Here is a 25,156-nt window from a genome sequence, read left to right on the forward strand (position 1 = left end):
CGCCCCATGACTGGCGACCTGAAATGGACGCTTTCACGCGAGTTGCCGCAAGATTATGGGCGGTCAAAGCCATCTAGAGAGTTCAATATGTCGCGAATCCTTCAAGACCCAGAGCTGGACAAGTTTATCCAAGGTGCGAGTGCTAAATTGCTGGTCACTTGGATGACGAAGGACCGTGCCGAATATTACGCGCAGACTCTGGGGAATGAGGTCGTCAGCGTCGAGCAGGTCGACAGCCTTGATGATGAGATCAACAGGGTTTTCCTGGCGCGGATCGAGCCAAAGGTATCAAGCTTTGTCGCCGCCAGCCCAGCTATCGCCCAGATTGCTGAACGCGTCGGCGTCGATCGCGCTGAACTCTCATCCATTGCCGCCTCGAAGATCATCTCCCGATGCCGGGATGAGGTTCACGATCGCGTCTTCATGCAGGTCGGCGCCAACAAGCTGGCGGAAAATAATGAGGTTCAGGCCTATCTCCAGCATCTCGCGCGCCTGAAAGTCGCCGGTGACACCAGGCCGACCGAGGAAATGCTGGCCGGCGACCTGGTGCAGGATTTTGCCGAACGCCACTTACAGCTGGGCGACAATAAGGCGATGCCAGACATCCAGCCGCTGTTTGAGCGCCATATTGATGGCTATGTCGCCGAAGCAAAGCAGTGGATTAATAATGAGACAAGCCGTCTCGACCAGGCCGATCAGTTTCAAGAGCGTTTGACTCGAGATAATATTGCCGCCCGGCAGAATGAGCGTGCCGTTTGCAAAAATGCCATCGAACATAAATTTGACCTTGCAAGCAGCAAGGCAATTTTGGCGTTGCCGCGCAATGCTTTCGTTAAGGATCTGGCCGGCGATGATCCAATTAAAATTCGATCGGCCGCGCTTGAAAGCGCTAAATCAATCGCAGCTCAGCATAAAGAGTCGCCGATTCCGGCTTTCCAGCCGGCACAGCGACCAGATCCTAAACTGGCGCTCCATGAAGATTATATCGAGCAGCACAAGCCAGCGATTTACAGCGCGGCATTTTATAATGCCGCTATGCATGCAGTCACCAATGAGCCAAGCTCAATCGAGCGGTTCCAGCTTAACCAGGACGACATCGCCCGCCGCGGCCTTGACCCGCAAGTCATTAATACAATGGCGGATCAGGTACACGCTCATGGCGTCGATAAGGCGGCAGAGTATTTTACCTCGTTGGCCGACGATATGGCCGACAGTACAGAGGCTTATAAAGCTGAGCTAAATCAAATCGAGGATATCCGCGCCGATCTCGACCACGCCATAAACCATGGCCGGTCATTCAGGGAGCTTCAGCATTTCGGCGTCGAGATCCCGGGCGAGATCCATGCAAATGTCTTAGCGGAAGCCTCACAAGCTGAGCTCGATAAAATTTTATCCGGCGGCGGCGATTTTAACGCCGTGGGCTTTGCTGATTTATATGCCGAGCATTCCAGTGTTCACGCTGATCTGACGTCCAAGAACGATGCGTTCTTTGATGGCGCCGGCAAGAGCCTTTATGGCCAGCCGCTTATCGCAGATTCCATCAAGCAGGATTTCCACGAGATGCTGAGTAATGCGCAGCTGGATAAAATCCAGTCGGTTGCCCATGAGCATTTTAAATCAGTTTCCGAAAATATGATTTCCAACAAAATAAGGGATATTCGTCATGCCAATGTTAGACGCATTTAGCGGCACAATTATTTTTATCGCTGCGACTCTCTCTTCGCAAATGGCCCTGCTGAGGTAATAGACTAGAGGAGTAATGACCATGACCAAGGCAACATTAGATACCCTGTCATCTGCGTATGTGGCGTCGACAGTGGCTGGCATCCTGTCAAACCTGCGCGGTGCGCTGACTCGCGAAGAGGTGCGCCATCGTGCCCTTCCGATGGTGATCTGCACGAGGATGAAGAATGCAAACGGCTTCTTCGACATGCGGTCCATGGGTTTGACCGCAAATGAGCTGCGCGCCGAGTGGCGGAAGGCAGACCACGACGCAATGGCCAAGCAGATCGTGGATCTCGTTTATGAAAAGCTCGGGCTGGCGGCTTGAGCCCCTACCAGTCGTGTCCCCCTGATAGGTGTAACAGCGCTGTCGCCGTTTGATCTCCGGCGGGCTTGGCAGGTTTGATCAGGCTACCGCGACGGGTGGTAGGCTCACCAGGGGATCATCGCTCATGGGAACGACGGTTTCCAGGGTCATGTAGCGGGCTCGCTGGACGGCCCACTCATCGTTCTGCTCCAGCAGAATGGCCCCGATCAGACGGGTGAGGGCGTCCTCGTTGGGGAAGATGCCGACCACCTCGGTGCGGCGCTTGATCTCGCCGTTGAGGCGCTCGATGGGATTGGTCGAGTGCAACTTGGCCCGATGGGCGGGCGGGAAGGTCATGCAGGCCAGCACGTCGGTCTCGGCCTCATCCATCAGATTGGCGAGCATCGGCACTCTGGGGCGGAGTTGATCGGCCACTTGTCGCTGGCCGCCTTGGCGTCGTCCCGGGCGAAGGCGGTGCCGATGAAGGCCGAGACGATCTTTCCATCAATCTCGGCGCATAAACGCGAGACCTGACTCTTGGAGATGCCGGTCATGCCCATGGCCTTGACCAGATCATCGACCGAGCGGGTCGAGATGCCCTGGATCTAGGCCTCCTGGATGACGGCGGTCAGAGCCTTTTCGGCCATGCGGCGCGGCTCCAGGAAGCAAGGCGGGTAGTTGCTTTGTTGCCGGAGGGGTACGCGTCGTTCCTCCTTTATAGATTAACGAGATTGCCCACGAGGTGGGATCCAGACAAATGCGACACCGGTGTCGTATTTCTCACTTAAAATAATTCTCCGGTGTCTGATTTGCACGTTTCGTGTGGACACCGGTTAACGCGTGCGGCAAATTGTTGGTGTCGGTTTTAACCTGGCCTGGAGGGCCCGCACTTATGCCAAAGATCCTGGTCGTCGCCTCAGGCAAAGGCGGTAGCGGCAAAAGTACCCACGCGCGGAACATAATTCCGTTGGCCCTCGCGGCTGGCCTGCGCGTGGCAGCCTACGATACAGATCCACAAAAAACACTGCTCACCTTCCTGGCAGCTCGCGCGAAGAAGCCCGTTGCTCAGTGCCAGGGCGTCGGATCGACGCTCGAAGAAGTCACTGCTCTTGCCAGAGCCTCTGGAGACGTTGACCTCGTTATAATCGATACGCCTACCGCATTGGAGGAACACCCCGCTGCAGTAAAGGAACTCCTGCTTGCCGCCGATCTGATTCTCATTCCATCCCAACCGGCAATCGATGATGTCTCGTCCGTTAAGACATTGATGGCCACGGCACAGGGTCTCGGCCGTACTGCAACTTTCGTCCTGAACCGCGTGGATACCCGCGTGAGGGAAGTCGAAGGCGCGCGTCACATGTTGTTGCGCTTTGGCCCCTTGCTGTCAGCCAGCCTTTCGGCGACGGTCGACATTCAGCGCGCCATGGTGCAAGGGCTTGGTATAACTGAGGTGAAGGGCAGAGGAGGGGACGACATGGAAGCGATCTGGGCGGAAGTCTCCCGCCTGTTAGGTCTTGACGACGTCATCCAGCGAAAAGGAGCCGTGGTGAATGGCTAAACGTCCAGCATCCAGTTTTGATTCGGCCATCGATGAAATCACTTCTGATGGAGGCAATATCACAGTAATAGCTCCAGTGGCGCACTTGGCTCGGGACCATAGAGGGCTCAACATCATCGATGCCCACGTCGTGTGCCATGATAAGGCTGATTTTGTCCGCGAAATATCCCGTCTATCGTCAGATATCAGTAGTCGATACATCGAGATCGGCCGTTATCTGATCGAGGCCAAGGATCGGCTCGGTCATGGTGAATTTGAGCCGATGATCGAAGCAGAGCTTCCATTCGGTGCCCGGCAGGCGCAACGCCTGATGGTTGTGGCGAAGGCGATTGATGACGGAATATTTCCGCGCGACCAGCTTCCGCCTAGCCACAGTACGGTCTACGAACTGGTGTCATTGAAGGCCGAGGAACGGGAAAGGGCTATCGAGGAAGGCGTTGTGAATCCAGAAGTGACCCGTGAGGATGTTATCGCCTTCCGCAAGTTGGTTCGAGGTGACCGAGGACCGCGTCCTCTCACTAGTCCTGGCGCCATAAACTCACGGATACGGAAGCTTGAGGCTCAACGGGAGAGCATCAACGCGGAAATTGCTCGCCTGCACGCGTTGCTCCGGTGATCCATAGATGAAGGCAAGTGGTTCTACCGGCGGATTGTGGTTGATAATTGCTTACGGGGCTGACGCTGGGTTTCCGACGGTGGCGCCGGTGAACTAGTCAATGGCGACCTGATTTTCCCCATATCGGATGGATGAAAATTCCCTAGGTGGAGGCATCGGTGATCAGCCGGTTGCTGGATCGGAACTTCGGTCTTTCGGTGGTCTTTCGCACGGATGGCGAGTTCAGTGTCTGGGGCGCGCCCAGGGGCCATGAATTTCGTCGTCGCTATGGCTCGCAGCTTCCGCATAGCGCCGTTTCCCAGGTCGGCTCCGTTCTGAGCAGTTGGACCACCTCGGCGTAAACGCGATCCACGTCTTCCGGGCTGGCGTCCGCGAAGGCAACGGTGGCCCCCAGTTCCTCGCCCACCCACACATCAAGGGTGGCCATCCCCTCGTTGAGGTGCAGCACGCGGGCCATGAGGTCGCTCAGCTCGGTCTGCTGAAGTCGCAGCGCTGCCAATTCCTGTTCGAACGCCGCACGCTCCTCATCCAGCGTCTGCCGTTCCCTTTCCGCCTGGGCCAGCATGCGCCTGGAGGCCTCATGCATCTGCTCTGCCTCGGCCATGTACTGGCGGGGTGACTTGTGCCGCCGCCTGGGCTGCGGCGCCCCGACTTCGTCATTCTCAGGAAGGACCGATGGTCGTTTCTTGCCCCGCTCCAGACCGAGAGGCTGGCAAAGTTCACCCGCCCAGTCCTGCAGCTCATGCATCTTGCGTGGCCCGCCCAGCATACCCTTGGCGTTCAGCTTCACCTTACCACTTGGCTTAACCTCTGTTGGCACAATGAAGGCGTGGATATGGGGGGCCGTTTCATCCATATGCCAATCGATCCGGACCAACCTGTCGCCGTACCGATCGACGAGTTGCTGAACTGCGCGCTCCAGGAATGCCGCCGCCCTGGATGGATCGGCCTCGAACCACGACGCAGCCGCCGACAGAACCATCTCGACGGCGAGAACGGCGTTCGACCGCAACGCCCCATCTACGGTCGCCAGCTTGTCCTTGACATCCTCCACCAGTGACGCTCCGCCGATGGGTACCTGATTCAGATGGCGGCGCTCTGGATCTGCGCTCTTGGTGAAATGGGTCCGCCTGTTGTGGCGGTCGGCCACGCCGATGGCTGCCATCGACTTTAGTCGGCGAATACGACAAACGATCTCGGCCATAATGCCTCTCCTCACGTTGACCTTCCGCAAGGGTCCTGCGGATGGTGTGAAAGTGAGGTGGCCTAAATCTCAGGCCGGATGACGGAATGGTACTCATTAGACAATTTCGGTAAATCTGCACCTCGCTGGACAGGTGAGGGGCAACACAGCGTACCAGTTCCTGCAACACCAGCCATTACTGGAGCGGCCTGACGAGGTGGGCAGAGGATACCTGAGTTACCCGGGGAACGACGGCAGCAGGAGGCCGACACTATCGTCAGGCTAAGCGATCCGCCAGCCACACCCGTTCGGCATAGCGGCCGGTGACCTCCCGCACCACCCCGGCCCGACACCAGATATCAAGGGTGATCTGCGCCATGCGACGGCTCATGCCGGCCTGGCGGGCAAGGGAACCACTGCTCATTGCCGGTGTTTTTACCAGCAGCCGCAGCCGCTCCATCATCTTGTCGGCGGTCCTGCGTTCCGATCGTAGCTGCCTCTGCCACAATGCCAGTACCGCGTGAATCTCTTCGACCCGCCTCATTTCAGCAGCACACCCAGCTACCATCAGGCCGCAAAATTCCCGCGTCCATGCCCGCGCTGTGGTATGGGCAATCTGCCGGTAAGCCTCATTGCCGCAGAACCAGCCCGACACCAGAGGCATGACACGATCGATGCCGCAGGCACGTTGGATCATCCATGGTGTGATCAGCCGTACCAGTCGCAAGCCGGGGGAGGGAGGGAGGGCCTCAGCATGGGCCATCTCCAGCTTTTCACCGAAAGCCCGATCCTCGGCTTTGATGCCGTCATAGGAGAAGGCTTCACTTTCCGGCCAAAATCCAGGTCGATGCAGTTCCCAAATCGCCTGGGACACCCCTTCAAGCCCGGGCAACTGCAGCGCCTGATCGATCACATGCGCCGCTTGCTCTAGGACACTGGCCTCGACGGAGCTGGGCGTCCCCTCAAGCCCGGTCCAGGCCAAGGTCAGCCAGGCAGTAGATAGAGGTGGCGGCAGGATCGGTAGGGCGGGGCAGGGGGGCTCCGCCTCATCCTCGTCGTCCAGCAGATCACAGAGGGGATCATTATCGGCCAGGGGCTCGATCTCATCCTCATCTTGGTTCCAATCAAATCCCCGAGGCTCCAGCTCGCTGGCCATCAATGCATCGAGACGTTTCGGCTTCAGGCGATCATCACTGGTGTAATCGCCAAATTCATCGCCGGTTGTCCGGCCGTGGAGCAGACGCTCGGCGGTTTGGATCACGGAGAGCGCAGCCCGCAGATCAGGGCGGATCACCCGGCTCTGCTGCAGCTGGGCGATGGCAAGATCCTCACCATGCACAAGCTGGGAATCGAGCTTCAGCGTGGCGATCGCCTCGCGCCGCAGCGCGTCGGGGAGCCATAGGTCATGGGTGTCGACGTCCAGGAATTGGACAAGGCGGCCAAGGCTGATATGGGCGGCAACAATCGGGTTAAGTGTCGTTTTGCATAAAAGCCGCAACTGGCGTCCTCTTGAAAATCAAAGCAGTAACTTGACATGATATAACGCAACTGACATTAAATAGCGCAACTTGGTGGTACGAACAACACGAAATAGCGCCACCAAGTGAATGCGCAGGTGAGGCCGAAGCGGAAATCGATGGGACAGAACCCCGAATCTCCAAAGCGAACCCAGGAATTGACCCGGATCAACGAGGCCGACTGGGCTATCGCCGAAACACGGCTGGCCGCGGTTCGTCGGCTGCATGCCGCCGCCAAGATGACGCATGAGGTCATCGATGGCGAGGCGGCCTCATTGGGCGTCAGTCGCTATCGTTTGTACGAGTGGCTGAGACGCTACCGGGCAAACCCAACGATCGAGAGCCTGCTGCCGCAGAAACGTGGGTTCAAAAGCGGGGCCGGGCGGCTCCCGGATTCGGTCGAGACGGTCATCTTGGAGACCATCGAAGATTTCTACCTGACCGATCAGCAGCCGAAACTGCGCACCCTGGTCACCGAGATCGCGCGCCGGTGCCGTGCCGCCGACCTGAACGTCACGCCAGACTACCGGACAGTGAAAGCCCGGGTCGAGCGCGTGCTTCCTTCGATTCGCACCAGAGCGCGGCGCGGGAACAAGGCGGCCGACGATCAATTCCGCCCCGTCATCGGCGAGCTATATGCGGACTTTGCGATGGAAGTGATCCAGTTCGATCACACGCTGGCCGACGTCATCGTGGTCGATGAGTCTTTCAGGCAGCCTATTGCCCGGCCATGGCTGACGCTCGGGATCGACGTGTCCAGCAGCGCGATCGTTGGCTACTACCTCACCCTTGAAGCCCCGTCAGCGCTGTCGGTGGCCATGGCGCTCACCCACACCGTGTTGCCCAAGGCCAAGTATCTGGAGGGGCAAGGGGTGACCGCCCCGTGGCCGATTCACGGCATTCCGGCCACCATTCACCTCGACAACGCCAAGGAGTTCCACTCGCGAGCACTCGAACGTGGATGCCGTGAGTATGGCATCCACCTCCGATATCGGCCGGTGCGAACCCCGCATTACGGCGGCCATATTGAGCGGTTGGTCGGGACGATGATGGGCGAAATGCATCTGCTGCCGGGAACGACGTTCTCAGGCATCGAAGAAAAGGGCGACTACGACCCGGAAAAGAAGGCGGTTTTGACGCTACGCGAGTTGGAGCAGTGGCTGGCTATCCAGGTGATTGCCCACAACGGCAAGATCCATCGCACGCGTAAAATCCCGCCCCAACTGGCCTACGAAGACGCCTTGGCTCGCCGCTCGGCCCCAATCTCCCTGCCCAAGGATGAACAGCGGTTCCTGCTCGACTTCCTGCCCTTCGAGATGCGGATGGTCCGGCGCGACGGGATCCAGATGTTCAACATCCACTATTGGGACAACGTGCTGACCGTCTGGGCCGGACAGACCAAACAGCGGATGGTGGTGAAGTACGATCCGCGCGACCTGTCACGGATGCTGCTGCTTGACCCGGAGGGCCACTATTGGCCGATTCCCTACCGCGATCTCCGCCGCCCCAGGATTACGCTGTGGGAGCACAACCGGGCGACGGAGGCCCTCCACCAGCGCGGGAGAGCGGCGGTCGACGAGGGCATGCTGTTCGATGCTATTGCCGCACAGCGGATGCTGGTCGCCGAGGCGGCGGCCAAGACCAAGAAGGCGCGGCGGGACATGCAGCGCACGGCCAATGCCATGGCCGCAACCAAGGCGCCGGCGGCGGTATTGCCGGCGGAACCAGCAAGCGATCCGCCCCCGGCTCCCAGCGCCGTGCCGATCTTGCCGTTTGAGGTGGAAGAATGGTCGTAAATGCCGATCTCAGTCACATTCATCCCGCCTACCAGCAGTATGCGCTGCTGGATGATGAGGACCGGGTCGAGTGGATCCGGTCCGATCGATACCTGGCCTACCGTCGCGCAGATGCAACGCTGAAACGGCTGGAAGATCTGTTGCATTATCCGACCCGAGATAGAATGCCCTGTATGCTTCTGTATGGGCCGCCAGGTATGGGCAAGACCAAGATCCTCCGGAAGTTTATTCGCAACCACCCGCCAGTGCATGTTGAAGGGAGTGGCACCACCATCATGCCGGTGGTGGTGTTCCAGATGCCGTCGCAGCCTGACGACCGCGATTTCTACATTGAGCTACTGATCGCCCTGGGTGGGGCCTACAACAGCGGCGCGGCCGTCGTAAGCCTACGCAACGTCGCCCGTCGGCTGATGCGCGATATGCGGACACGTATGCTGATGATTGACGAGGTCCATGCCATGCTGGCGGGCACGGCGCGCCAGCAGCGGGCCTTCCTCAACACGATACGGTTTCTCACCAACGATCTCCGCATTCCCATTGTTTGCGCCGGCACAGACGAGGCCCGTGCGGCTTTGATCACTGACCAGCAACTGGCTGACCGGTTCGAGGCCCTTGAGCTTCGCCGATGGAAAAATGATGAGGAATTCCGGCAGCTTTTGGGCGGTTTCTCTGCGATTCTACCGCTTCGACTACGCTCAGCCCTCGACACGGTCGCAGTGCGGCGGCGCGTTCTCGACATGACGGACGGGGTGACCGTGCGCATCTTCCGTCTGATCGAGACGGTAGCGACAGAGGCGATTCGCGACGGGCGAGAGATGTTGGACGAAAGCAGTTTTGCCGACGAAGAATTAGTGCTGCCACTGGTATCAATGACGTTGGCGCCTAATCGGCGCATGGCGCGGTAGCCTATGTTGGACGCCGGGTGCATTCCCGAGACCCTTCCGGTGGTCCCCGTGCTTCAGTCCGATGAGCTGCTGTCTTCGTGGCTCCGGCGGATTGAAGCGTATTACTGCATACACGGCAGCCTGACCAGGTACATCTCCAGAGGGGAGATAGATGCCCCCCCGTCGCCACGCTCGCCGCTGACCCTCGCATCACCTACCTATCTCGACGTCAACCCTTCTCCAGACTGGCTGGCGTGGCTGGCGAAACTGACCAATTGTTCGGCCGCAATCCTCGCCAGCCATACCTTGGCGCATGACCACAGAAATTGGCCACTGCACTGGTTCGCCTCGACACATTTCAGTCTAGGCAGCCCCCTGATCGCGTCAGCACCCGGCTACTGCCCGCTGTGTTTCTACGAAATGGCCCAGACCGCGACAGGCATTTATCTCCGGCGGGAATGGACGTTGACCTACAGCACGATGTGTCGACGCCATTCGGTCCCGTTGCTCACATGGCCTGAGAGCTTGCGGTTGGGCCCTGGCTTGGAGGATTGGGAACGCACTACTACGGTCATTGTGACGTCGGCTGCCGGCGACTTCACAGCGAATGTCGATCAGTACAGCATCCTGGGATGGCGATGGCTGACCGAATTGGAGCAGGCCCTAATTGCCACAATGGACGGAGGTTCCTTGTCCCCTGAGTGGGGCGGCCCAGGCAACGGCGAGCAGCTGGATGCGTTGCTGTGTGATCTGGTCGACCAATGGGGGCACAAGGCCTGGCCCCGACAGCGTGCCGGTATCGCCACGATCGCGCCGAGGCTGATGGGTTTGCGGGACATTGATGTCGGCCATACCGACGGGAAGTCGCTCTGCGTGTTGAGCCCGGACTGCCGTCGGCGGTTTGTGAGCGGTTTGATGGGGCCGCTTCTGGGGCGTGAGCGCTGGGGATCGATCGATGATACGCGTCCGAAATTTGGCAGTGCCAGAGACACGGGGCGAAAATGGCCAGGAGAGAGTGCGCTCAGAAGCGGATACAGACGCTGGGCACTGGCCGATCTCGAACTCCGGGCGAAACGATGGCCGAAGGGGTTCCGGGCGATGATCACCGCCATGGTCGAACAGCAGACGCAGTCCGACGCCGCGACAGCTGCGAAAAAGGCGGTACGGCACGCACAGGCGAAAGCGGAACGTGACGCAGGAAAGGCGGGGCGCCAGATAAAATCGAAGGGGGCGGCCAAGTCGGCGCGGTGGACGATCGTCAGGTCGAGACCGTCTGGTGGTAGATCGGCGCGTCTCAGTTCCCCGGCCAAGGCACCGGTCATTGATCGTTGTCCGCAGTTTCACCCGGATGATCCCTATCTGCGGTTAGCACACCAGGTGCTGAGTAGTGACGAGGGGAGGCGGGCGTTGAAGCTGAAAGGCGTGGCAAGAGATCGGGCCCTCGACGCGCTGATGCAGGCTGCGGCGGGGCTGTTGGCGCCTACATCGTAGGCGGCCGCCGGCTGCCTACAAAACTAATGCGGGCAAAAGTGCCCGTGAGGGAATCGCCGGTGTGATTGAAATTCTCGATGCAATAGAGTCCAGGGCGTTGGTTGTTATCTAAACAACGCTAAGGTAGAGCTTACCGGGAACGCGGCATCTGCAGCTGATATGTTCATTCTGCCCACCGACCGCTGTACCTCCGACAGCCGCCACTTGGCTGGAACGTCCGCTATGCCCGGGATGTGCCATGACCTGCCGGTCACGGCCATCGACGGTCATTGCCAGAACAACTATCCCCGACACGTCCATCTGCGTCACACCACGGTCCTTTGGACATTGCATTACTCATCTGGACGGGCCGCAAAACTAGGACTTACCCCCCAAATTTGCTCGGAAATTACCCCCCGCACTCGACCTGTCGCCTTTTCCAACGCGAGGTCGATGCGCTTCTTTGCCGCTTCGACCACACTCTGAATGCTGCGGCAGGCTTCATCGGTAACCGCGCGGATATTCACCAGTGCCGCATTCACTTCTGCCCGGAGGGATGAACTCGCGCTTTCAGATGCAGCGGTAACGATCCGGGCTGCAGCTTCGGCTTCGGCTACCATCTCTTCCCGCGTGTGAGGATCATGGCGATATGTTGCCAGTTTCTCAGCGGCTGCAGCGGCAGATTTCCGCGTCTTCGATGACACCGCCTCGACGAGATCGTTGATGTTATTTATGGCGTCGTTGCCTATATTCCTGATCTTGAGGATGGCATTTTGAGCCTCACGTTCGATGGCCTCGACCGATTGCTTGGCGCTTTCGCTCAGATGGTCAATGTGAGATTGGCCAGTTTTCTTAAGCATGGCCTCGGATGCGGCTCTCGCACTCTTCGTGATGGGGCGGCTCATCTTCTGCCGGTATTCGCTTATCAGCATTTCTGCTGAAGCCGACAAGGTCGCGGCAGTGACCTCGGCATCTGTAAGAACCTTTGCGGAAGCGACTTGCATATCCGCCGACACACGAGCCGATGCAATGGTGCTGATTTCTGTAATCGTCGCAACGGAAGCCGCTACCTCACAGGCGAATGTGGACGCGACCATGTCTGCTGCCGCCAGTCGGTCATGGTCGATCAGAGCGACCAACTCATCGACCGAATGCGCCATTCCGAGATATTCAGAAGCCATCAACTACTCCAAGATCAGTTCGTTCAGCCCAGTAAAGCCGCTGGGCTAAGTTTTTGGGGCCGAGGAGGCGCGCATATTCCGCCTTGACCACGCCGTAGCACTCGCAGGAGTGCTTTTCGAGCTGATCGCGGTCCAGCACCTTGATGTGGCCCCGGCGATAGCTGATGATCCCGGCCGTCTGCAATCGCCCGGCGGCCTCGGTCACGCCTTCGCGCCGGACCCCCAGCAGGTTGGCCAAGACCTCATGGGTCATGGCGATTTCATCGCCAGACAAGCGGTCCAGACCCTGCAGCAAGCAGCGGCACAGCTGCTGCTCCAGGGAATGGTGCTGATTGCAGGCGGCCGTCTGCGTCATCTGGGTGATCAGGGCTTGGGTATAGAGCAGCAGCAGATGCTGGATCTCACCACCTTTGTTGAATCCCCGCATCATAAGACTTGCATCTAGCCGCACCGCTTGGCCAGCACTCCGCACGAGCATGCGGCTCGGTGTCGATTGCCCGCCCATGAAAAGCGAAACGCCAACGACACCCTCACACCCGACGACGGCGATCTCGGCAGAAGCCCCATTCTCCATCATGTAGAGCAGGGAGACGATGGATGTCGTCGGGAAGTAGACATGGCTCAAGACGTCGCCGGCCTCGCAAAGCACTGAGCCCCGCTCTAACTTGACCACCTCCAAATGCGGCAGCCATAGCGCTAAATCGGCCTTGGGCAGTGCGGCAAGGAGCTTGTTTTGCGGAGCGGTATATAAGGCCCTCATAAGTAGCATTCTCCAGCCCTGCCTCGGGAGGAAAGCAAGCGCGCGCTCATCATCTGCATGATGATCACTAAAACAATTATCCGTCACTGATAATAATTTCATAGCAGATGCGCGTCACACCCCCCCCCCTAAATTTCAATGCAGCAGTAATAACTATTATCAATACGCCGGTCTAAGATAAATTTATTTCTATCACGATGATGCTGCATTGAAGGAAATGCGGCACAAGTGACTGCTCTAGGCGCCTGAAATCACTTAATTTTCGTTAAATACCTACTTCAATTTTACCAAACTTATTTGTGCTGCACCGCACAGACGCGCAAAAGCAGCGCGGGCACCGTGTGGGCTCAGGGCGGGAATTTCGCGATGCCTTTTCGGCGGGAATCCCACGCAGCGTTTGGAGGTAATCATGTTGGACACCGATGGGGACGCCATGAACTCAGTTCTTCCGGTCAGTCAGAACCTGAAGGAGGCTGGAGGAAAGCAGCGCGGTATGTGCCTTAACGGAGAGTCCGACATCGACGCATTCATTTCCTCCGCCCTCTGCAAATACCACCGCCTGGGGCGGGACCTGACCGATGTTTTTAGCCGCATCGGCCAGGCTGGGATCACATCGCCCACCAAAACGGCGAGTTTTGTCATGGCAAGCCGTCACAAATGCGGACTCGGTGTCATCGACAGCGATATAGAGGCATTGGAAGCGATGATCGATTATATCGTGCCCCTTGATGGCAAGGAGCACGGCAATGACGGTGCGGAAAATTTTGCGAGCAGGCTAACCATGCGGCAGCACCAAGTCATGGACATGGTGCTGCTCGGCCATCCCAGCAAATGCATTGCCTATGAACTTGGCATCAGCCAGCGGACGGTCGAAAATCATCGAGCCGCTATCATGCGCAAGGCCGGAGTGAAGTCTCTGGCGGCGCTGATCCGCAAGGTCCTGGTTCCGACCGTGCTTCGGCCAGATCCAGATTCGAGCCATGTCGACGGTCAAGGCTTTGGCAATCCAAATCGGCCTTTGGAGGCAATCATGTTCGACATCGACAGTGACGCCATGAACGCAGCCACTTCAGTCAGTCTAAGCCTGAAGGAAAGCAGCGCGGTGGCTCTGGTCGAGTCGGCAGAAAACCTTAATGAAGCGGGCAGTATCGGAGCTTTCGTCTCTGCTCTCGATCAAAATCACCGTTTGTGGCGAAGGCTGATGGAGGTCGCAGACCGTTACGGATGGGGCAGCGTTGATCGGCGTCACAGTGACTTCGTCTTGTCGCGGCTTGGCAAGTGCGGTCTAAACATCAGAGACAGCGATGTCGAGGCATTGGTCACAATCAATCGCGACATATCCCGGCGCTTGGCATCCGGGCGCGAGATCAAGTCCATTCGAGATCTCGCCCTGTCCGCGTGGCACGATTCGGGTTTGAGCGACGAGGTTCCGCTTGGGGCTTGGCTGATCGCTCACATCGACCGCAAGTCCAGCGGCTAACCCTTACCTCTACGCCACCATCCGTAGCCCCCCCCCCCCCCCGGATTTAACAAAAACTCCGGAACGGGATCTTTTTGCCCCACGAAATCCCAGCCCAATCATAACCGGAGGGCCACCATGTTTCATGCCTGCACGTCCATCAGATACAGCTGTGGGGACGCAGAGATCGATTCACGCCATCGCGAGATGATGGACTGCCTCGGTGAAATCCACCGTGCCTTGGCGGTCGAGATCCGACTGAACCACTCCCTCCTCAGGCGCCTTGCCGAAGAGTTCTGCGATCTGTGCTCGGTGCATGAGTTAGCCGAGCAGGTTCTGACCATCGAAAACGACCATTTCTTTGATCACTCGCTTATCTTCAGCCGCGTGGACGATCTTTTGGGTGCGGTGGGACGTCGGGCCTTTGCACGCGAAATAGCCGAGATCGCCGACAGCCTGCACGTCCTCCTCATTGCCGACATGATCACGGACCAAGCGGAGATCCGGCTTCACGCCAATGACGAGCGCTCCATTGTCCCTGATGCCTTCAATTTCAGTCCTTGGCTTCTTCACGTCGAGCCAGTTCGCTACTGCGCCACTGCAACGTGAAAGGGTATTTGGCATGGAGCAAAGCATCATGTTCGCCTCCCCTGAATCCACCAATGAAAGGATGCAGGCCATCCTCGACAACTGCCCGATCGGTCTGGTGATCCTCACGTCAGCTGGGACCGTCACCATGATCAACGATGCGGCGGCGAGAATTCTCAGGATTGGAGAGAACATCGCCGGTCGGGCCGCTGTGACCATGCCTGGCTCCATCGATCTGCTGCTGGATGCCTATGTCCGAGCCTATCCGATCATCCTTGCCGGAGAGACGTTCGAAGACGAGATCCTGATACGGCGCCTCGACGGTAGCGAGTTTTGGTGCCGACTGAGCATTCGCTTGGTGAGCGGTCTGAATGGCTCGGGCGAAACCCTCTGGGTGATCGATGATGTGTCGGAAACCCATTCTTCCAAAGAAAAACTGCTGGCCAGCGAGGAGCGCTATCGTGGGATGGTTGAATCCCAGAGCGAATTCGTCATCCGACTAGATCTCGGCGGTCATTTCCTCTTCGCCAATGAAGCCTTCACTCGCGCCCTGCGACTGGAGCCGGAGGAGATCCTCTGTACCGTCTGGCAATCCTATGTGCATGCCGACGACAGAACCGCCACCGGCGCGGCCCTGGCCACTGCCGGTCGATCGCCAGCCTATCGCGCCACGATCGAGAACAGGATGACCTTCCCCGATGGCGACCGGTGGGTGGCTTGGGAAGGCGGTGGAATCAACAATGCCGACGGCAAAGTCGTGGAGATCCAGGCGGTCGGCCGAGACATCAACGAGCAAAAGCTCTCAGAGGAGCGCGTTCGTTACTTGGCCTACCATGACGCACTCACGGGTCTTCCCAACCAGTCGCTGGTGGAGGACCGTGCCCGAATGGCCATGGCCTTCGCCGACCGGGCCAATTCGAAATGCGCCCTGCTGTTCCTCGACCTGGACCATTTTAAGATCATCAACGATAGCATCGGCAATCAAGTGGCTGACCACCTGCTGAAACGTGTGGGCGAACGCCTGGAGCAGAGTGTCCGCGATACCGACACCGTCGGCCGTCATAGCGGGGATGAGTTCCTGATCCTGCTGGCGGATATCCACAGCTCCGAAGCAGCAGGCGGAGTCGCGGACAAGATTATCCATGCCCTCGCAGATCCCTTTGACGTCAACGGACACATTGTTTCAACCTCGGCATCAATCGGCATCGCCCTCTATCCCGAGGATGGAAGTGATTTCGAGACGCTGCGACGCCGCTCCGACTCGGCCATGTACGAGGCCAAGGAGATGGGGCGGAACGCATACTGTCTCTTTGATCCAGGAATGCTCGCAGATGTCGATGAACAACTACGGTTACGCCACGACCTGCGCCTGGGTTTGGAGCGGTCGGAGTTCGTCCTGCACTACCAGCCCCAGGTCGATCTGACCCACGGCAAGACAATAGGTATGGAGGCGCTGATACGGTGGAACCACCCGGGGTTAGGCATGATCCCGCCTGGGCGCTTTATCCCGATCGCCGAGAAAAGCGGGCTGATCGTCCCCATGGGCGACTGGGTGATCCGCGAGGCTTGCGGGCAGATTGCGGCCTGGCAGAGGGACGGGCTACCGAAGATGGTGGTGGCGGTCAATCTGTCGGCGCTTCAGTTCCAGCGCGGCAATATTGAAGAAACCGTCACCCGCGCCCTAGCTGATGCCGGCGTTGATCCGGCGTGGCTGGAACTGGAATTGACAGAATCCATCCTGATCAAGGACGCTGAGTCCGTCCTAACCACGCTGAAGCGGCTAAAATCGTTGGGCCTTTCGCTTTCCATCGACGATTTCGGCACCGGATATTCCAGTCTCGCCTACCTCAAGCGCTTCAAGGTCGACAAGTTGAAGATCGACCAGTCTTTTGTGCGGGATCTGATGGTGGATGATGACGATGCATCCATCGTGCGTACCATCATACAGATGGCGGGCAACCTGGATCTGAAGACCATTGCCGAAGGCGTCGAGGACAAGCACACCCTGCACCACCTCAAGACCATGAACTGTGACGAGGTCCAGGGTTACTACTTCGCCCGACCAATGCCGGCAGACGAAGCCGCCACTTTCGCCGATAGCTACTACTGGGACCACGCGGCTGAGAGAGATGCTGGGAGACACGGCCAGGCCGAGTGCCTGGAACAGATCTGCAACGCTTGAGGGGTAATCCCCTTAAAAGAGGAGGCTGACATGACCAGCAAAGTTGAGCGAGCCGTGATCATTGAGGACTGCCCTGAGATGCGGGGGCTGATCCACATGGCGCTGGGCAGCTGCGGTGCCAAAGAAATTATAGAGGTCGGGAACGGTGCCGAGGCCATCGCCGTACTCAAGGTCAAGGGAGCCGACATCGCCATCATGGACTGGAAGATGGAGGTGATGGACGGCTTCGAATGCACAAGGCTCATCCGCGCAGGCATCGAAGGTATCGACCCGGTACTGCCCATAGTTCTGCTGACCGCTCAAAGAGGCCCCGACAATGAAGCCGATGCCTATGCCATCGGCGTTGATCATTACATGGAAAAGCCGTTCTCACTCCGGCAGCTGAATGAGGGACTAGTGATCGCCTTGAGCCGACCGCACATCGGCAGGAAGCGCGCTTACGGCTCGGACGCGACGGCGACGTAGGGCAGTACCGCCAGAAACCCGCCCAAGATATTGCGCCCGTCATCCACGATCAGGGAGGGGAACATGATCGAGAGAGACGCTTTCGAGGAATTGACGTCCCAGTCCGAGGGGCGGGAGGAAACCTCCATACTCTGCCGCAAGACGGCATCCGGCGCGATCAAGGAATTGGCATTCTGCCACAGGGACCGCTGCTTCTTCGTCAAGGTCAGCGGGCGCGAACGCCTCCGAAGCGACAGGATCGAGATGATCATGCCCTACTTTAACAGCCATTTGCCCGAGTGATACGGACTGGAGCTTGTCATGGCCTACCATCACGATTCAGCCCAGAAATTGCTGGTGAAATCAGAAAGCCGCTATCGACGGCTGTTTGAGGCGGCCCAGGACGGAATTCTACTCCTCAACGCGGCGACCGGGCAGATCGAGGACGTCAATCCTTACCTAATCAAGATGCTCGGCTACTCGTATACAGAGGTTGTCGATAAGAAGCTTTGGGAACTTGGGAACATCATTGATACAGATTTGTCCAAGAAAATGTTTGGCGAGCTGCAGGCAAATGGATATGTCAGGTATGAGGACATGCCGCTCAGAACAAAGTTTGGCAATTACATCGATGTAGAATTCGTGAGCAATAGTTATGATTGCGATGACGTAAAAGTTATCCAATGCAACATTCGTAATATTTCAGATCGAAAGCGGGTGGAGCAGAAGCTGCATAAGGAGGAAACCCGCTACAAGGCGGTGGTATCCACGGCCTTAGACGGCATCGTAACGATCAATAGCGCCGGGCGGATCATAGACTGGAATCAAAGCGCTGAACGTATTTTCGGCTATTCCGCAACTGAGGCTATTGGGCGACCGGTGACTCTACTGATCCCTCGCCGTTTCCATGACCGCCATCATAGCGGCTTGAAGCGGGTCCTGGACGGGGGAGAGCACCATCTCAACGGCAAGATCACCGAAATGACCGGGCGTCGAAAGGACACGCACGAGGTGCCGCTGGAAATGTCCATGGCCGAATGGAATGACGACAGCCGCATATTTTTCACAGGAATTATCCGCGACATTTCCGATCGCAAGGCGATCGAACGGGAAATTGAAGCAAAAACACTGGAACTCACCAAGGCCAACATAGAACTGGAGCAATTCGCTTACGTTGCCTCTCACGATCTGAGGGAGCCGTTGAGAATGGTCAACGGATTCCTGACCCTGCTGGAGCGACGCAATCCTGAACTTGACATCGAGTCGAAAGAATTTCTCGCCTTCGCCAAGGATGGGGCGGTGCGGATGGATGGCTTGGTCTTGGCACTGCTCGAGCTGTCGCGCGTCGGCCGGATTAACTGCGAATTTGGCCAAATCGACAGTGCCGGCGCGGTTGCCGAAGCCATTTCCAATCTCCAGGTCCAAATCCAGGAATCCGACTGTAACGTGGAGGTGGTGGATTCCATGCCGATGGTTACCGGCAATCACGACGAGTTGGTGCGCCTCTTCCAGAACCTAGTGGCCAACGCAATCAAGTACCGACATCCCGACCGCCAGCCGGTAATCCGCATCAACTGCGACCACTGCCAAGACGGCTGGCAATTCGCCGTCGAGGACAACGGTATTGGCATCGCGCACGAATACTTCGAGCGCATCTTCTGGATTTTCCAACGCCTGCACACCCGCGAAAAATACGAGGGCACCGGCATCGGCCTAGCCATCTGCAAGAAGATCGTCGAATTCCACGGCGGACATATCTGGGTCGAGTCCGATCCCGATCATGGCTCGAAATTCCGCTTCACCATTCCAGATGCCGGCGCGACAGAACCGGCAGAGCTCGAGATGAAAGGGGCGGAGGACGATGCTGCCCCCAGCATCCAGGAGGCGACGCCGATCAGACCACATCATGAAGGACCGCAAACATGACCCACAATGAAGCAAGGGTTCGCGAAATGGCTCGTATCCTGTGGGAAAAGGAAGGCCGACCGGAGGGGCATGACCTAGAATTGTGGTGCAAAGCGGAACAATGGATACTTCGGGAAGCTGCTTACCAAGGCAAGGTCGCCCAGCAGATCATCACATTTCCATGCAAATCGGCGCCTCTCGCCGACAAAGCGCAGACACTATGAATGCGAACGCGCCAATGCGGGTGCTGGTGGTCGAGGACAATCCCGGCGACGCTCAGCTGGTTTCGGTCGCGCTCGCCGGGTCGGTGCGGCCTAAATTCCAGGTTTCCCTTGCCGCGACCCTAGCGGAGGCGCGGGAATGCCTCGCCAGCCCCAGCCCGGATGTCATTCTTCTTGACCTTTCCCTCCCCGATAGCCTGGGGGAGCAGACGGTAACAAGTATGCGCGAGGCGGCAATATCCATCCCGATCGTCATCATGACCAGCACGGACGAAACCGGATTCGCCGAGCGAATGGTCTCCCTCGGAGCGCAGGACTACCTTGTCAAGGGCGACTTCACAGGTCCAATGCTGTGGCGGGCCATCAGCTACTCCGTTGCCCGCATGACACTGATGGTCGAACGTGAAGCCCTTGTCACGGAACTCCGCATCTCGGTGGAGGTCAAGAACAGGATGCTCGGCATTCTCGCCCATGATCTCCGAAATCCCATCGGGGCCGTCAGCGGTTATGCCGAACTCTTGGAGATGACCGAGGGAAAGAGCCTATCAGCGCAGATGATGGCCGCCCTCACAGCCATCAGAGAATCGGCGGCCTTCATGAACAACATGATTGAGGAGGTCCTGGCCTTTGCATTGGCTGACGCCGGAGACGTGAAGGTGAACCGGCGGTGGCTAAACCTTGCTGCTGTGGCAGGCAAGGCCGTGACCATAGGTGCCGTCGTCGCCGAAAAGAAGCAGGTGCGGCTGGCACTGGAGGCGCCGCCTGTTTGGGTCGAGGGCGATGCTATGAAGATCGAACAGGTGTTAAACAACCTGATCAGCAACGCCATCAAGTTCTCCAAGGCCGGTGACGTCGTTACCGTGTCGGTAGTGGACGGCGCTGACGGCAAATGTTTGTCGGTTTCCGATCATGGTGGCGGCATTCCGGCGGACGTCATGATCAACCTGTTCAAGCCATTCGTGAAAGGAAAGACCGGAACTGCAGGGGAGCGATCAAATGGGCTTGGTCTCTATATCTGCTCTCGAATCATCGAGGCTCATGGCGGTCGTATTGACGTCAATAGTAAGGATGGGCGGGGAACGACATTTACTGTCATTTTGCCCGATGATCACAACAATTCAGGACTGCATCACGTAATGAACCATGCCTAACCGGTTAGCGCGGGCATTCCATAATTTTTTGGCTGCCGACAGGAAATCAAGACGGCGCCAGCTTTGCAGGAGCGATCACACGATCATCCAAACTGCCTTGAGAAGGATGTACAGGAATTTCGATGCATCAGCCGGAGAAAGTCCTATGAACAAAATTGATTATAGTCCGATCCAAACATTGCTGGCTGCAGACAACCGAATCATCCGCACGGGTCTGCGGCAAGCATTCACATTTGCAGGATTTAACGGTGAAGCGTTCACTGAGGCCGGTACCCTCGAAGCCCTTTCATCCGCCATTGAAGAAACAAGTTTTGACCTGATAATTGTCAGTGCCGAACTCGGCGGGGCTTTTGTCGCACCAATAATTATCGCGATGCGTGATGGCCGCTTGCCTCACCACCCATTTCCCATCGTCATAATGCTGCTGGCCGACGGTAACCCAGACTTAGTTCGCAACGTCGCCGCCGCCGGGGCCGATCATATAATGTTGCTGCCAGTGGCTCCTGGACCAATGCTGAAGTGTATTGACCACTTCGTCGTTGGGCGCATGCCATTTGTGGTTACTGTCGATTATGTTGGCCCCGATCGTCGCATAGCTCCACGCCTAGGCTGTGCGTCCGCTCCGCACGTCAGCGTCCCTAATCCAATTGCCGCCAGGATCAGAAACACGCCTCTCGCTGAGATACAAAGTCAAATTGACTTAACGCGGCTTGAGCTAAGTACATTGAAATTGAGAAGCTATGCTGGTTGCCTTCTTGCTATCGATAAAACCGCAACTAATATGTTTTTGCGGGGAAAGATAGAGCCGCCCAAGTTGGAATTTTTCACAAGAAGCCTAGACAGGATTCGCGTTAGTTTTCCATTCTGTTGCGACGATCTTTGTTGCACCGATGTTGATCCGCGAACGCTAGGCGCTCTCTCTGACTTAAGCGCAGATATTGAAGCTATCATGCACGAGGACCCATCTTTTGATCGGGCACGGCTGGATGAATTTCGGACAAATTGTCACGTTGTCGCAGACGATCTCAAGCAGATCATCAGCGGTAAGGCGATGACCACAAATGAGGTTCGGAGTAAACAGGCATGATCCCCTCCCTTGCGCCAGCACCGCGCCCACCCGTCCGTCTGCAACCCATGATGGGATCTGGGATCACATGCTCGAATAAGTGGGGATTACAGGGACAAAGCAAGCGTGTCGCCCTTATTGCCATCATCGACACTCATATCGCATTCAGAGCCCAGGTCGGGAGAGCGTTGATGTCCTTGTACCGCGTCAAGGGATTTCCCAATGAGGTTGAGGCCATACGGGAGATGCGGCTCGAGCCACCCAGTGTGATTTTGATCGATGAGATGATTGGGCCGCGGGGCGGCTGTGAACTCATACACGACCTGAGGCAAGATCCAATTCTCGCCAACGTGCCGACCGTCATCACTTCCATCCATGCCCCGTCGGAAATTGCCGATGCCTTGCAGCAATGCGGTGCCGACGGATGCCTTGCCAAGCCGTTCCGGCGCAGCGCACTGATCAAGATTGTCAGCACCCTGATCAACAGACATGTGGAAGCAAACTGGAACAACTTGCCGGAACATGAACGCACTGTCCTCAAAGGCACAGTCGAGGTATTCAACAATATTTCTGATTTTATCGCTGCTGGCGAGCCTGTCCCATATGAGTCCGTCAAAGATGCTTGCGCCCCTCTAATCGACGCCGTGGCCAAGAATAGCTTCAAGGGCATACTCGACGGGGTCAAGGAGCATGATAACTACTCCTATGTCCACAGTCTGCGCGTTGCGACGTTGCTCTCCCTGTTTGGCCATACTCTGGGATTAAAGCAGGAGGAGCTACTGGTATTGGCGAGTGGCGGCCTTCTTCATGATGCCGGAAAAATATCTATCCCGCATGAGGTCCTCAATAAACAGGGACCTCTCACAGACGACGAGTTCGCGCTGATGAAGAGCCACGTCGCTGAGACGGTGAAGTTCCTTAACCTGACACCCAGCATCCCGAAACCGGTAATCATAATCGCAGCCCAACATCACGAAAAGTTGGACGGTTCCGGCTACCCCAACGGCTTGAAAGGCCTGGAACTCAGCAATCTCGCCCGCATGGCATCCATCGTCGATGTTTTTAGCGCCCTGACCGACCGCCGCGTTTACAAACTGCCCATGGCGGCCGAAATGGCCGTGAAGATCATGACCGACCAGATGGGACACCATCTGGACCAGCATTTCCTTTCACTGTTCAGGACCATGTTGCTCGACGCCGTGGTCGATTAGGCATTTAACTCAAAAGTTTTGGGGTCAGGCCGCTTGAGCAAAGATTTCAGGAAAGCGTGAAATCTCACACCACTCCCTGCTGATTGCCGTCCCGTTGCGGTCCAGCACCGCATACCAGACAATACCATCGGCCACACGCGTGATTTCACAGACCGCCCGATTTTCACCATTATCGTCGATGGTATCATTGCGATTGAGGTGAGCGTGAATAAACCGAATTCCGCTTGCCGGTTTCATAGCTGCTCTCCAAACACGCCGCAGTCAGAACCAGAGAGGCCGGAGGCAGCACCTCTCTGTTCCTGACGACCACGTCATTGATATTGGCTTGAGCCACCGTCCATCAGAGCCTTTCAACGTCGACATCACAATGCCTACGACCATAATGATCGCACCATCCAGCATCTCCCAAGCAAATGGGCTCAGAGCCGTGCGCTTTTTCCGTCGAACGGCTACGGCCTTCGTCTGCCTTGCTTGACAATAGTGCTTGTAAGGTAGCGTTGATGATGTGGCCGCTCATCGCGACCGTCACGGACATAGGATGCGCGAGCATGGCACCCTCCTTTCGTTGATGAGCCTGTAATTGTACGCCCATTTAGCTTGGCGTAGTTCGGATGTAACCACATGGCAGCCAACAGGCGCCCCCGCAGATGCAGCGATTGTACGCAGCCTAGCCCCAAGAAACCCAAAGGGCATCTCCGGGTCATGTAGAGCCCGTCGGCCCTGGCGCGGTATGCGACCGCAGTGCCCCCGACAACCGCCATTCGGTCGAGATGGCCACGGCAGCTGCGGCCCGCCATGCGGAGCGCCGCTTCGGTCGGCCTGCCCCGACATCACAAAATCGGAGTAAACTGAATGGCCCCGAATGTGGTGGGCGCTGAGGTGGGGGTGGTCGGGTTTTCGGAGGAAATACCATGCCTGATGCCAAACCCCTTTCTAACTTGCCAGCTCCCCGCCCACCGTGGAACAAGGGGAGACTGACCGGCCAGAAACTGCCGCTGAAGCCCAAGGACGTCTGGACTATTCGCGTTCGCCTTCAGATCCTCGGATCAAAGCGTGATCTCGCACTCTTCAATCTGGCGATCGACAGCAAGCTTCGCGGATGTGATCTCGTCACCCTTAAGGCCCAAGACGTTTGCCTTGGCGGCAGGGTTCGCGATCGAACAACCATCGTACAACGAAAAACCGGACGACCGGTCCAGTTTGAAATCACCGAACAGACCCGGGCTGCACTCCGGGAATGGCTGAGTGTGTTGCAGCCGATGGACACCAGCTACCTTTTTACGAGCCGCCTCCACGAAAGCGCACACCTGTCGACGCGTCAGTACGCCCGTATAGTCCACAGGTGGGTCGATAGCGCAGGCCTGGATGGTATGGCTTACGGAACGCACTCCATGCGGCGGACAAAAGCCGCCCAGATCTATCGCAAAACGGGTAACTTGCGAGCAATCCAACTGTTGTTGGGGCATACGAAGCTCGAAAGCACTGTTCGCTACCTCGGCATCGAGGTCGAAGACGCCCTCGCTATCTCCGAGCAGGTTGAACTCTGAATTACGGCACACCACGAGGCGGGCTCCCAATCGCCTCGTGGTGCGGCCCAATGCGAAGGGGCTGGCGAGAGGTAGCGGCAGGTGCCGAGGGCGAAGCGGTCATCCACAGCGCCGGGTCCGACGGGCTCTACATGACCCGAAGCTGCCGGTGACAGAACGATCCAACCTGGCTAGACTGAACTTCCCTCTTTGCGGATACGCACCCCATTGATATCGCACGATTTTGCATCGAGCGAGGGGTGCGTTACTGGGTACACTCCGGCGCGATGCCGAGGAGTTCGAAGGCGCGTTTCTGGGTCGGGGTCGGCCTTGAGGTGAGGGTGAAGACGTAATTCTCGTTGAGCGGCGTGGTGGCCTGGATGCGGCAGTAGGTGGCCAAGTCGCCGAG

General features: G+C 57.6%; 23 protein-coding genes and 1 pseudogene. 18 read left to right on the plus strand and 6 right to left on the minus strand.

Annotated features, from left to right (window positions below):
- Positions 1-6 precede the first annotated feature (6 nt).
- Both CU669_RS16920 and CU669_RS16925 read left to right on the plus strand, forming a co-directional pair.
- On the plus strand, positions 7-1,686 hold the full coding sequence (locus CU669_RS16920; RefSeq protein WP_146747768.1) for a hypothetical protein: 1,680 nt from the start codon (positions 7-9) through the stop codon (positions 1,684-1,686).
- 79 nt (positions 1,687-1,765) lie between these two features.
- Positions 1,766-2,050: a hypothetical protein gene (locus tag CU669_RS16925; protein ID WP_146747769.1), complete on the plus strand. Its 285-nt coding sequence runs from the start codon at positions 1,766-1,768 to the stop codon at positions 2,048-2,050.
- A 78-nt stretch (positions 2,051-2,128) separates the two neighbouring features.
- Here the strand turns inward: CU669_RS16925 and CU669_RS16930 are convergent.
- Positions 2,129-2,739, minus strand: a pseudogene (locus CU669_RS16930) (transposase); the annotation flags it as partial.
- Between the two features lie 182 nt (positions 2,740-2,921).
- Between CU669_RS16930 and CU669_RS16935 the strand changes: the two are divergent.
- The gene (locus CU669_RS16935) at positions 2,922-3,587 is read left to right on the plus strand and encodes a ParA family protein (RefSeq protein WP_112146772.1); all 666 of its coding nucleotides are present in this window, start codon (positions 2,922-2,924) and stop codon (positions 3,585-3,587) included.
- Positions 3,580-4,203, plus strand: a complete 624-nt coding sequence (locus CU669_RS16940; RefSeq protein ID WP_112146773.1) for a DUF3102 domain-containing protein — start codon at positions 3,580-3,582, stop codon at positions 4,201-4,203. Before CU669_RS16935 ends, CU669_RS16940 begins: the two co-directional genes overlap by 8 nt.
- Positions 4,204-4,468: 265 nt before the next feature.
- Here CU669_RS16940 and mobV read toward each other — a convergent pair whose 3' ends face one another.
- Positions 4,469-5,407 (minus strand): MobV family relaxase, encoded by a 939-nt coding sequence (gene mobV, locus CU669_RS16945; RefSeq protein ID WP_146747770.1) that lies wholly within the window; start codon positions 5,405-5,407, stop codon positions 4,469-4,471.
- A 256-nt stretch (positions 5,408-5,663) separates the two neighbouring features.
- Positions 5,664-6,884: a hypothetical protein gene (locus CU669_RS16950; RefSeq protein ID WP_112146775.1), complete on the minus strand. Its 1,221-nt coding sequence runs from the start codon at positions 6,882-6,884 to the stop codon at positions 5,664-5,666.
- A 177-nt stretch (positions 6,885-7,061) separates the two neighbouring features.
- On the opposite strand from CU669_RS16950, the gene CU669_RS16955 reads away from it, so the two are divergent.
- The 3 genes from CU669_RS16955 to CU669_RS16965 are packed head-to-tail and all read left to right on the plus strand — an operon-like array spanning position 7,062 to position 11,074.
- Entirely contained in the window at positions 7,062-8,699 is a 1,638-nt protein-coding gene (locus CU669_RS16955; RefSeq protein ID WP_205119487.1) for a Mu transposase C-terminal domain-containing protein, read from the plus strand.
- Complete coding sequence (locus tag CU669_RS16960; RefSeq protein ID WP_112146777.1) at positions 8,690-9,604, plus strand: TniB family NTP-binding protein; 915 nt, start codon at positions 8,690-8,692, stop codon at positions 9,602-9,604. Before CU669_RS16955 ends, CU669_RS16960 begins: the two co-directional genes overlap by 10 nt.
- A 48-nt stretch (positions 9,605-9,652) precedes the next feature.
- Complete coding sequence (locus CU669_RS16965) at positions 9,653-11,074, plus strand: TniQ family protein (RefSeq protein ID WP_161539703.1); 1,422 nt, start codon at positions 9,653-9,655, stop codon at positions 11,072-11,074.
- Between the two features lie 332 nt (positions 11,075-11,406).
- Here CU669_RS16965 and CU669_RS16970 read toward each other — a convergent pair whose 3' ends face one another.
- Positions 11,407-12,234, minus strand: a complete 828-nt coding sequence (locus tag CU669_RS16970) for a hypothetical protein (protein WP_112146779.1) — start codon at positions 12,232-12,234, stop codon at positions 11,407-11,409.
- Positions 12,224-12,994 (minus strand): Crp/Fnr family transcriptional regulator, encoded by a 771-nt coding sequence (locus CU669_RS16975; protein WP_112146800.1) that lies wholly within the window; start codon positions 12,992-12,994, stop codon positions 12,224-12,226. Before CU669_RS16975 ends, CU669_RS16970 begins: the two co-directional genes overlap by 11 nt.
- Before the next feature lie 409 nt (positions 12,995-13,403).
- On the opposite strand from CU669_RS16975, the gene CU669_RS16980 reads away from it, so the two are divergent.
- The 10 genes from CU669_RS16980 (at position 13,404) to CU669_RS17025 (ending at position 23,221) form a co-directional block, all read left to right on the plus strand.
- Positions 13,404-14,474, plus strand: coding sequence for a LuxR C-terminal-related transcriptional regulator (locus CU669_RS16980; protein WP_112146801.1), 1,071 nt, complete (start codon positions 13,404-13,406; stop codon positions 14,472-14,474).
- 117 nt (positions 14,475-14,591) lie between these two features.
- Positions 14,592-15,062 (plus strand): hypothetical protein, encoded by a 471-nt coding sequence (locus CU669_RS21180; RefSeq protein WP_146747771.1) that lies wholly within the window; start codon positions 14,592-14,594, stop codon positions 15,060-15,062.
- 13 nt (positions 15,063-15,075) lie between these two features.
- Positions 15,076-17,223, plus strand: a complete 2,148-nt coding sequence (locus CU669_RS16990; protein WP_161539704.1) for a putative bifunctional diguanylate cyclase/phosphodiesterase — start codon at positions 15,076-15,078, stop codon at positions 17,221-17,223.
- Between the two features lie 30 nt (positions 17,224-17,253).
- Positions 17,254-17,688: a response regulator gene (locus CU669_RS16995; RefSeq protein WP_112146782.1), complete on the plus strand. Its 435-nt coding sequence runs from the start codon at positions 17,254-17,256 to the stop codon at positions 17,686-17,688.
- Between the two features lie 63 nt (positions 17,689-17,751).
- Positions 17,752-17,970, plus strand: coding sequence for a hypothetical protein (locus CU669_RS17000; protein WP_112146783.1), 219 nt, complete (start codon positions 17,752-17,754; stop codon positions 17,968-17,970).
- Positions 17,971-17,988: 18 nt separating this feature from the next.
- Positions 17,989-19,593, plus strand: a complete 1,605-nt coding sequence (locus CU669_RS17005) for a PAS domain-containing sensor histidine kinase (RefSeq protein WP_112146784.1) — start codon at positions 17,989-17,991, stop codon at positions 19,591-19,593.
- Positions 19,590-19,796: a DUF2934 domain-containing protein gene (locus tag CU669_RS17010; protein WP_112146785.1), complete on the plus strand. Its 207-nt coding sequence runs from the start codon at positions 19,590-19,592 to the stop codon at positions 19,794-19,796. Before CU669_RS17005 ends, CU669_RS17010 begins: the two co-directional genes overlap by 4 nt.
- A gap of 14 nt (positions 19,797-19,810) precedes the next feature.
- Positions 19,811-20,944, plus strand: coding sequence for an ATP-binding response regulator (locus CU669_RS17015; RefSeq protein ID WP_161539705.1), 1,134 nt, complete (start codon positions 19,811-19,813; stop codon positions 20,942-20,944).
- 145 nt (positions 20,945-21,089) lie between these two features.
- Positions 21,090-22,031 (plus strand): ANTAR domain-containing protein, encoded by a 942-nt coding sequence (locus tag CU669_RS17020; RefSeq protein WP_112146787.1) that lies wholly within the window; start codon positions 21,090-21,092, stop codon positions 22,029-22,031.
- A gap of 50 nt (positions 22,032-22,081) precedes the next feature.
- Positions 22,082-23,221, plus strand: coding sequence for a response regulator (locus CU669_RS17025; RefSeq protein ID WP_112146802.1), 1,140 nt, complete (start codon positions 22,082-22,084; stop codon positions 23,219-23,221).
- Between the two features lie 24 nt (positions 23,222-23,245).
- On the opposite strand, the gene CU669_RS17030 is transcribed toward CU669_RS17025, so the two are convergent.
- A complete protein-coding gene (locus tag CU669_RS17030; RefSeq protein ID WP_112146788.1) occupies positions 23,246-23,458 on the minus strand; it encodes a hypothetical protein in 213 nt (70 codons plus the stop codon).
- A gap of 674 nt (positions 23,459-24,132) precedes the next feature.
- Between CU669_RS17030 and CU669_RS17035 the strand changes: the two genes are divergently transcribed.
- Positions 24,133-24,768 (plus strand): tyrosine-type recombinase/integrase, encoded by a 636-nt coding sequence (locus CU669_RS17035; RefSeq protein WP_112146789.1) that lies wholly within the window; start codon positions 24,133-24,135, stop codon positions 24,766-24,768.
- Positions 24,769-25,156 lie beyond the last annotated feature (388 nt).

The sequence above is a fragment of the Paramagnetospirillum kuznetsovii genome, assembly GCF_003284725.1.
Classification (GTDB): Bacteria; Pseudomonadota; Alphaproteobacteria; order Rhodospirillales; family Magnetospirillaceae; genus Phaeospirillum; species Phaeospirillum kuznetsovii.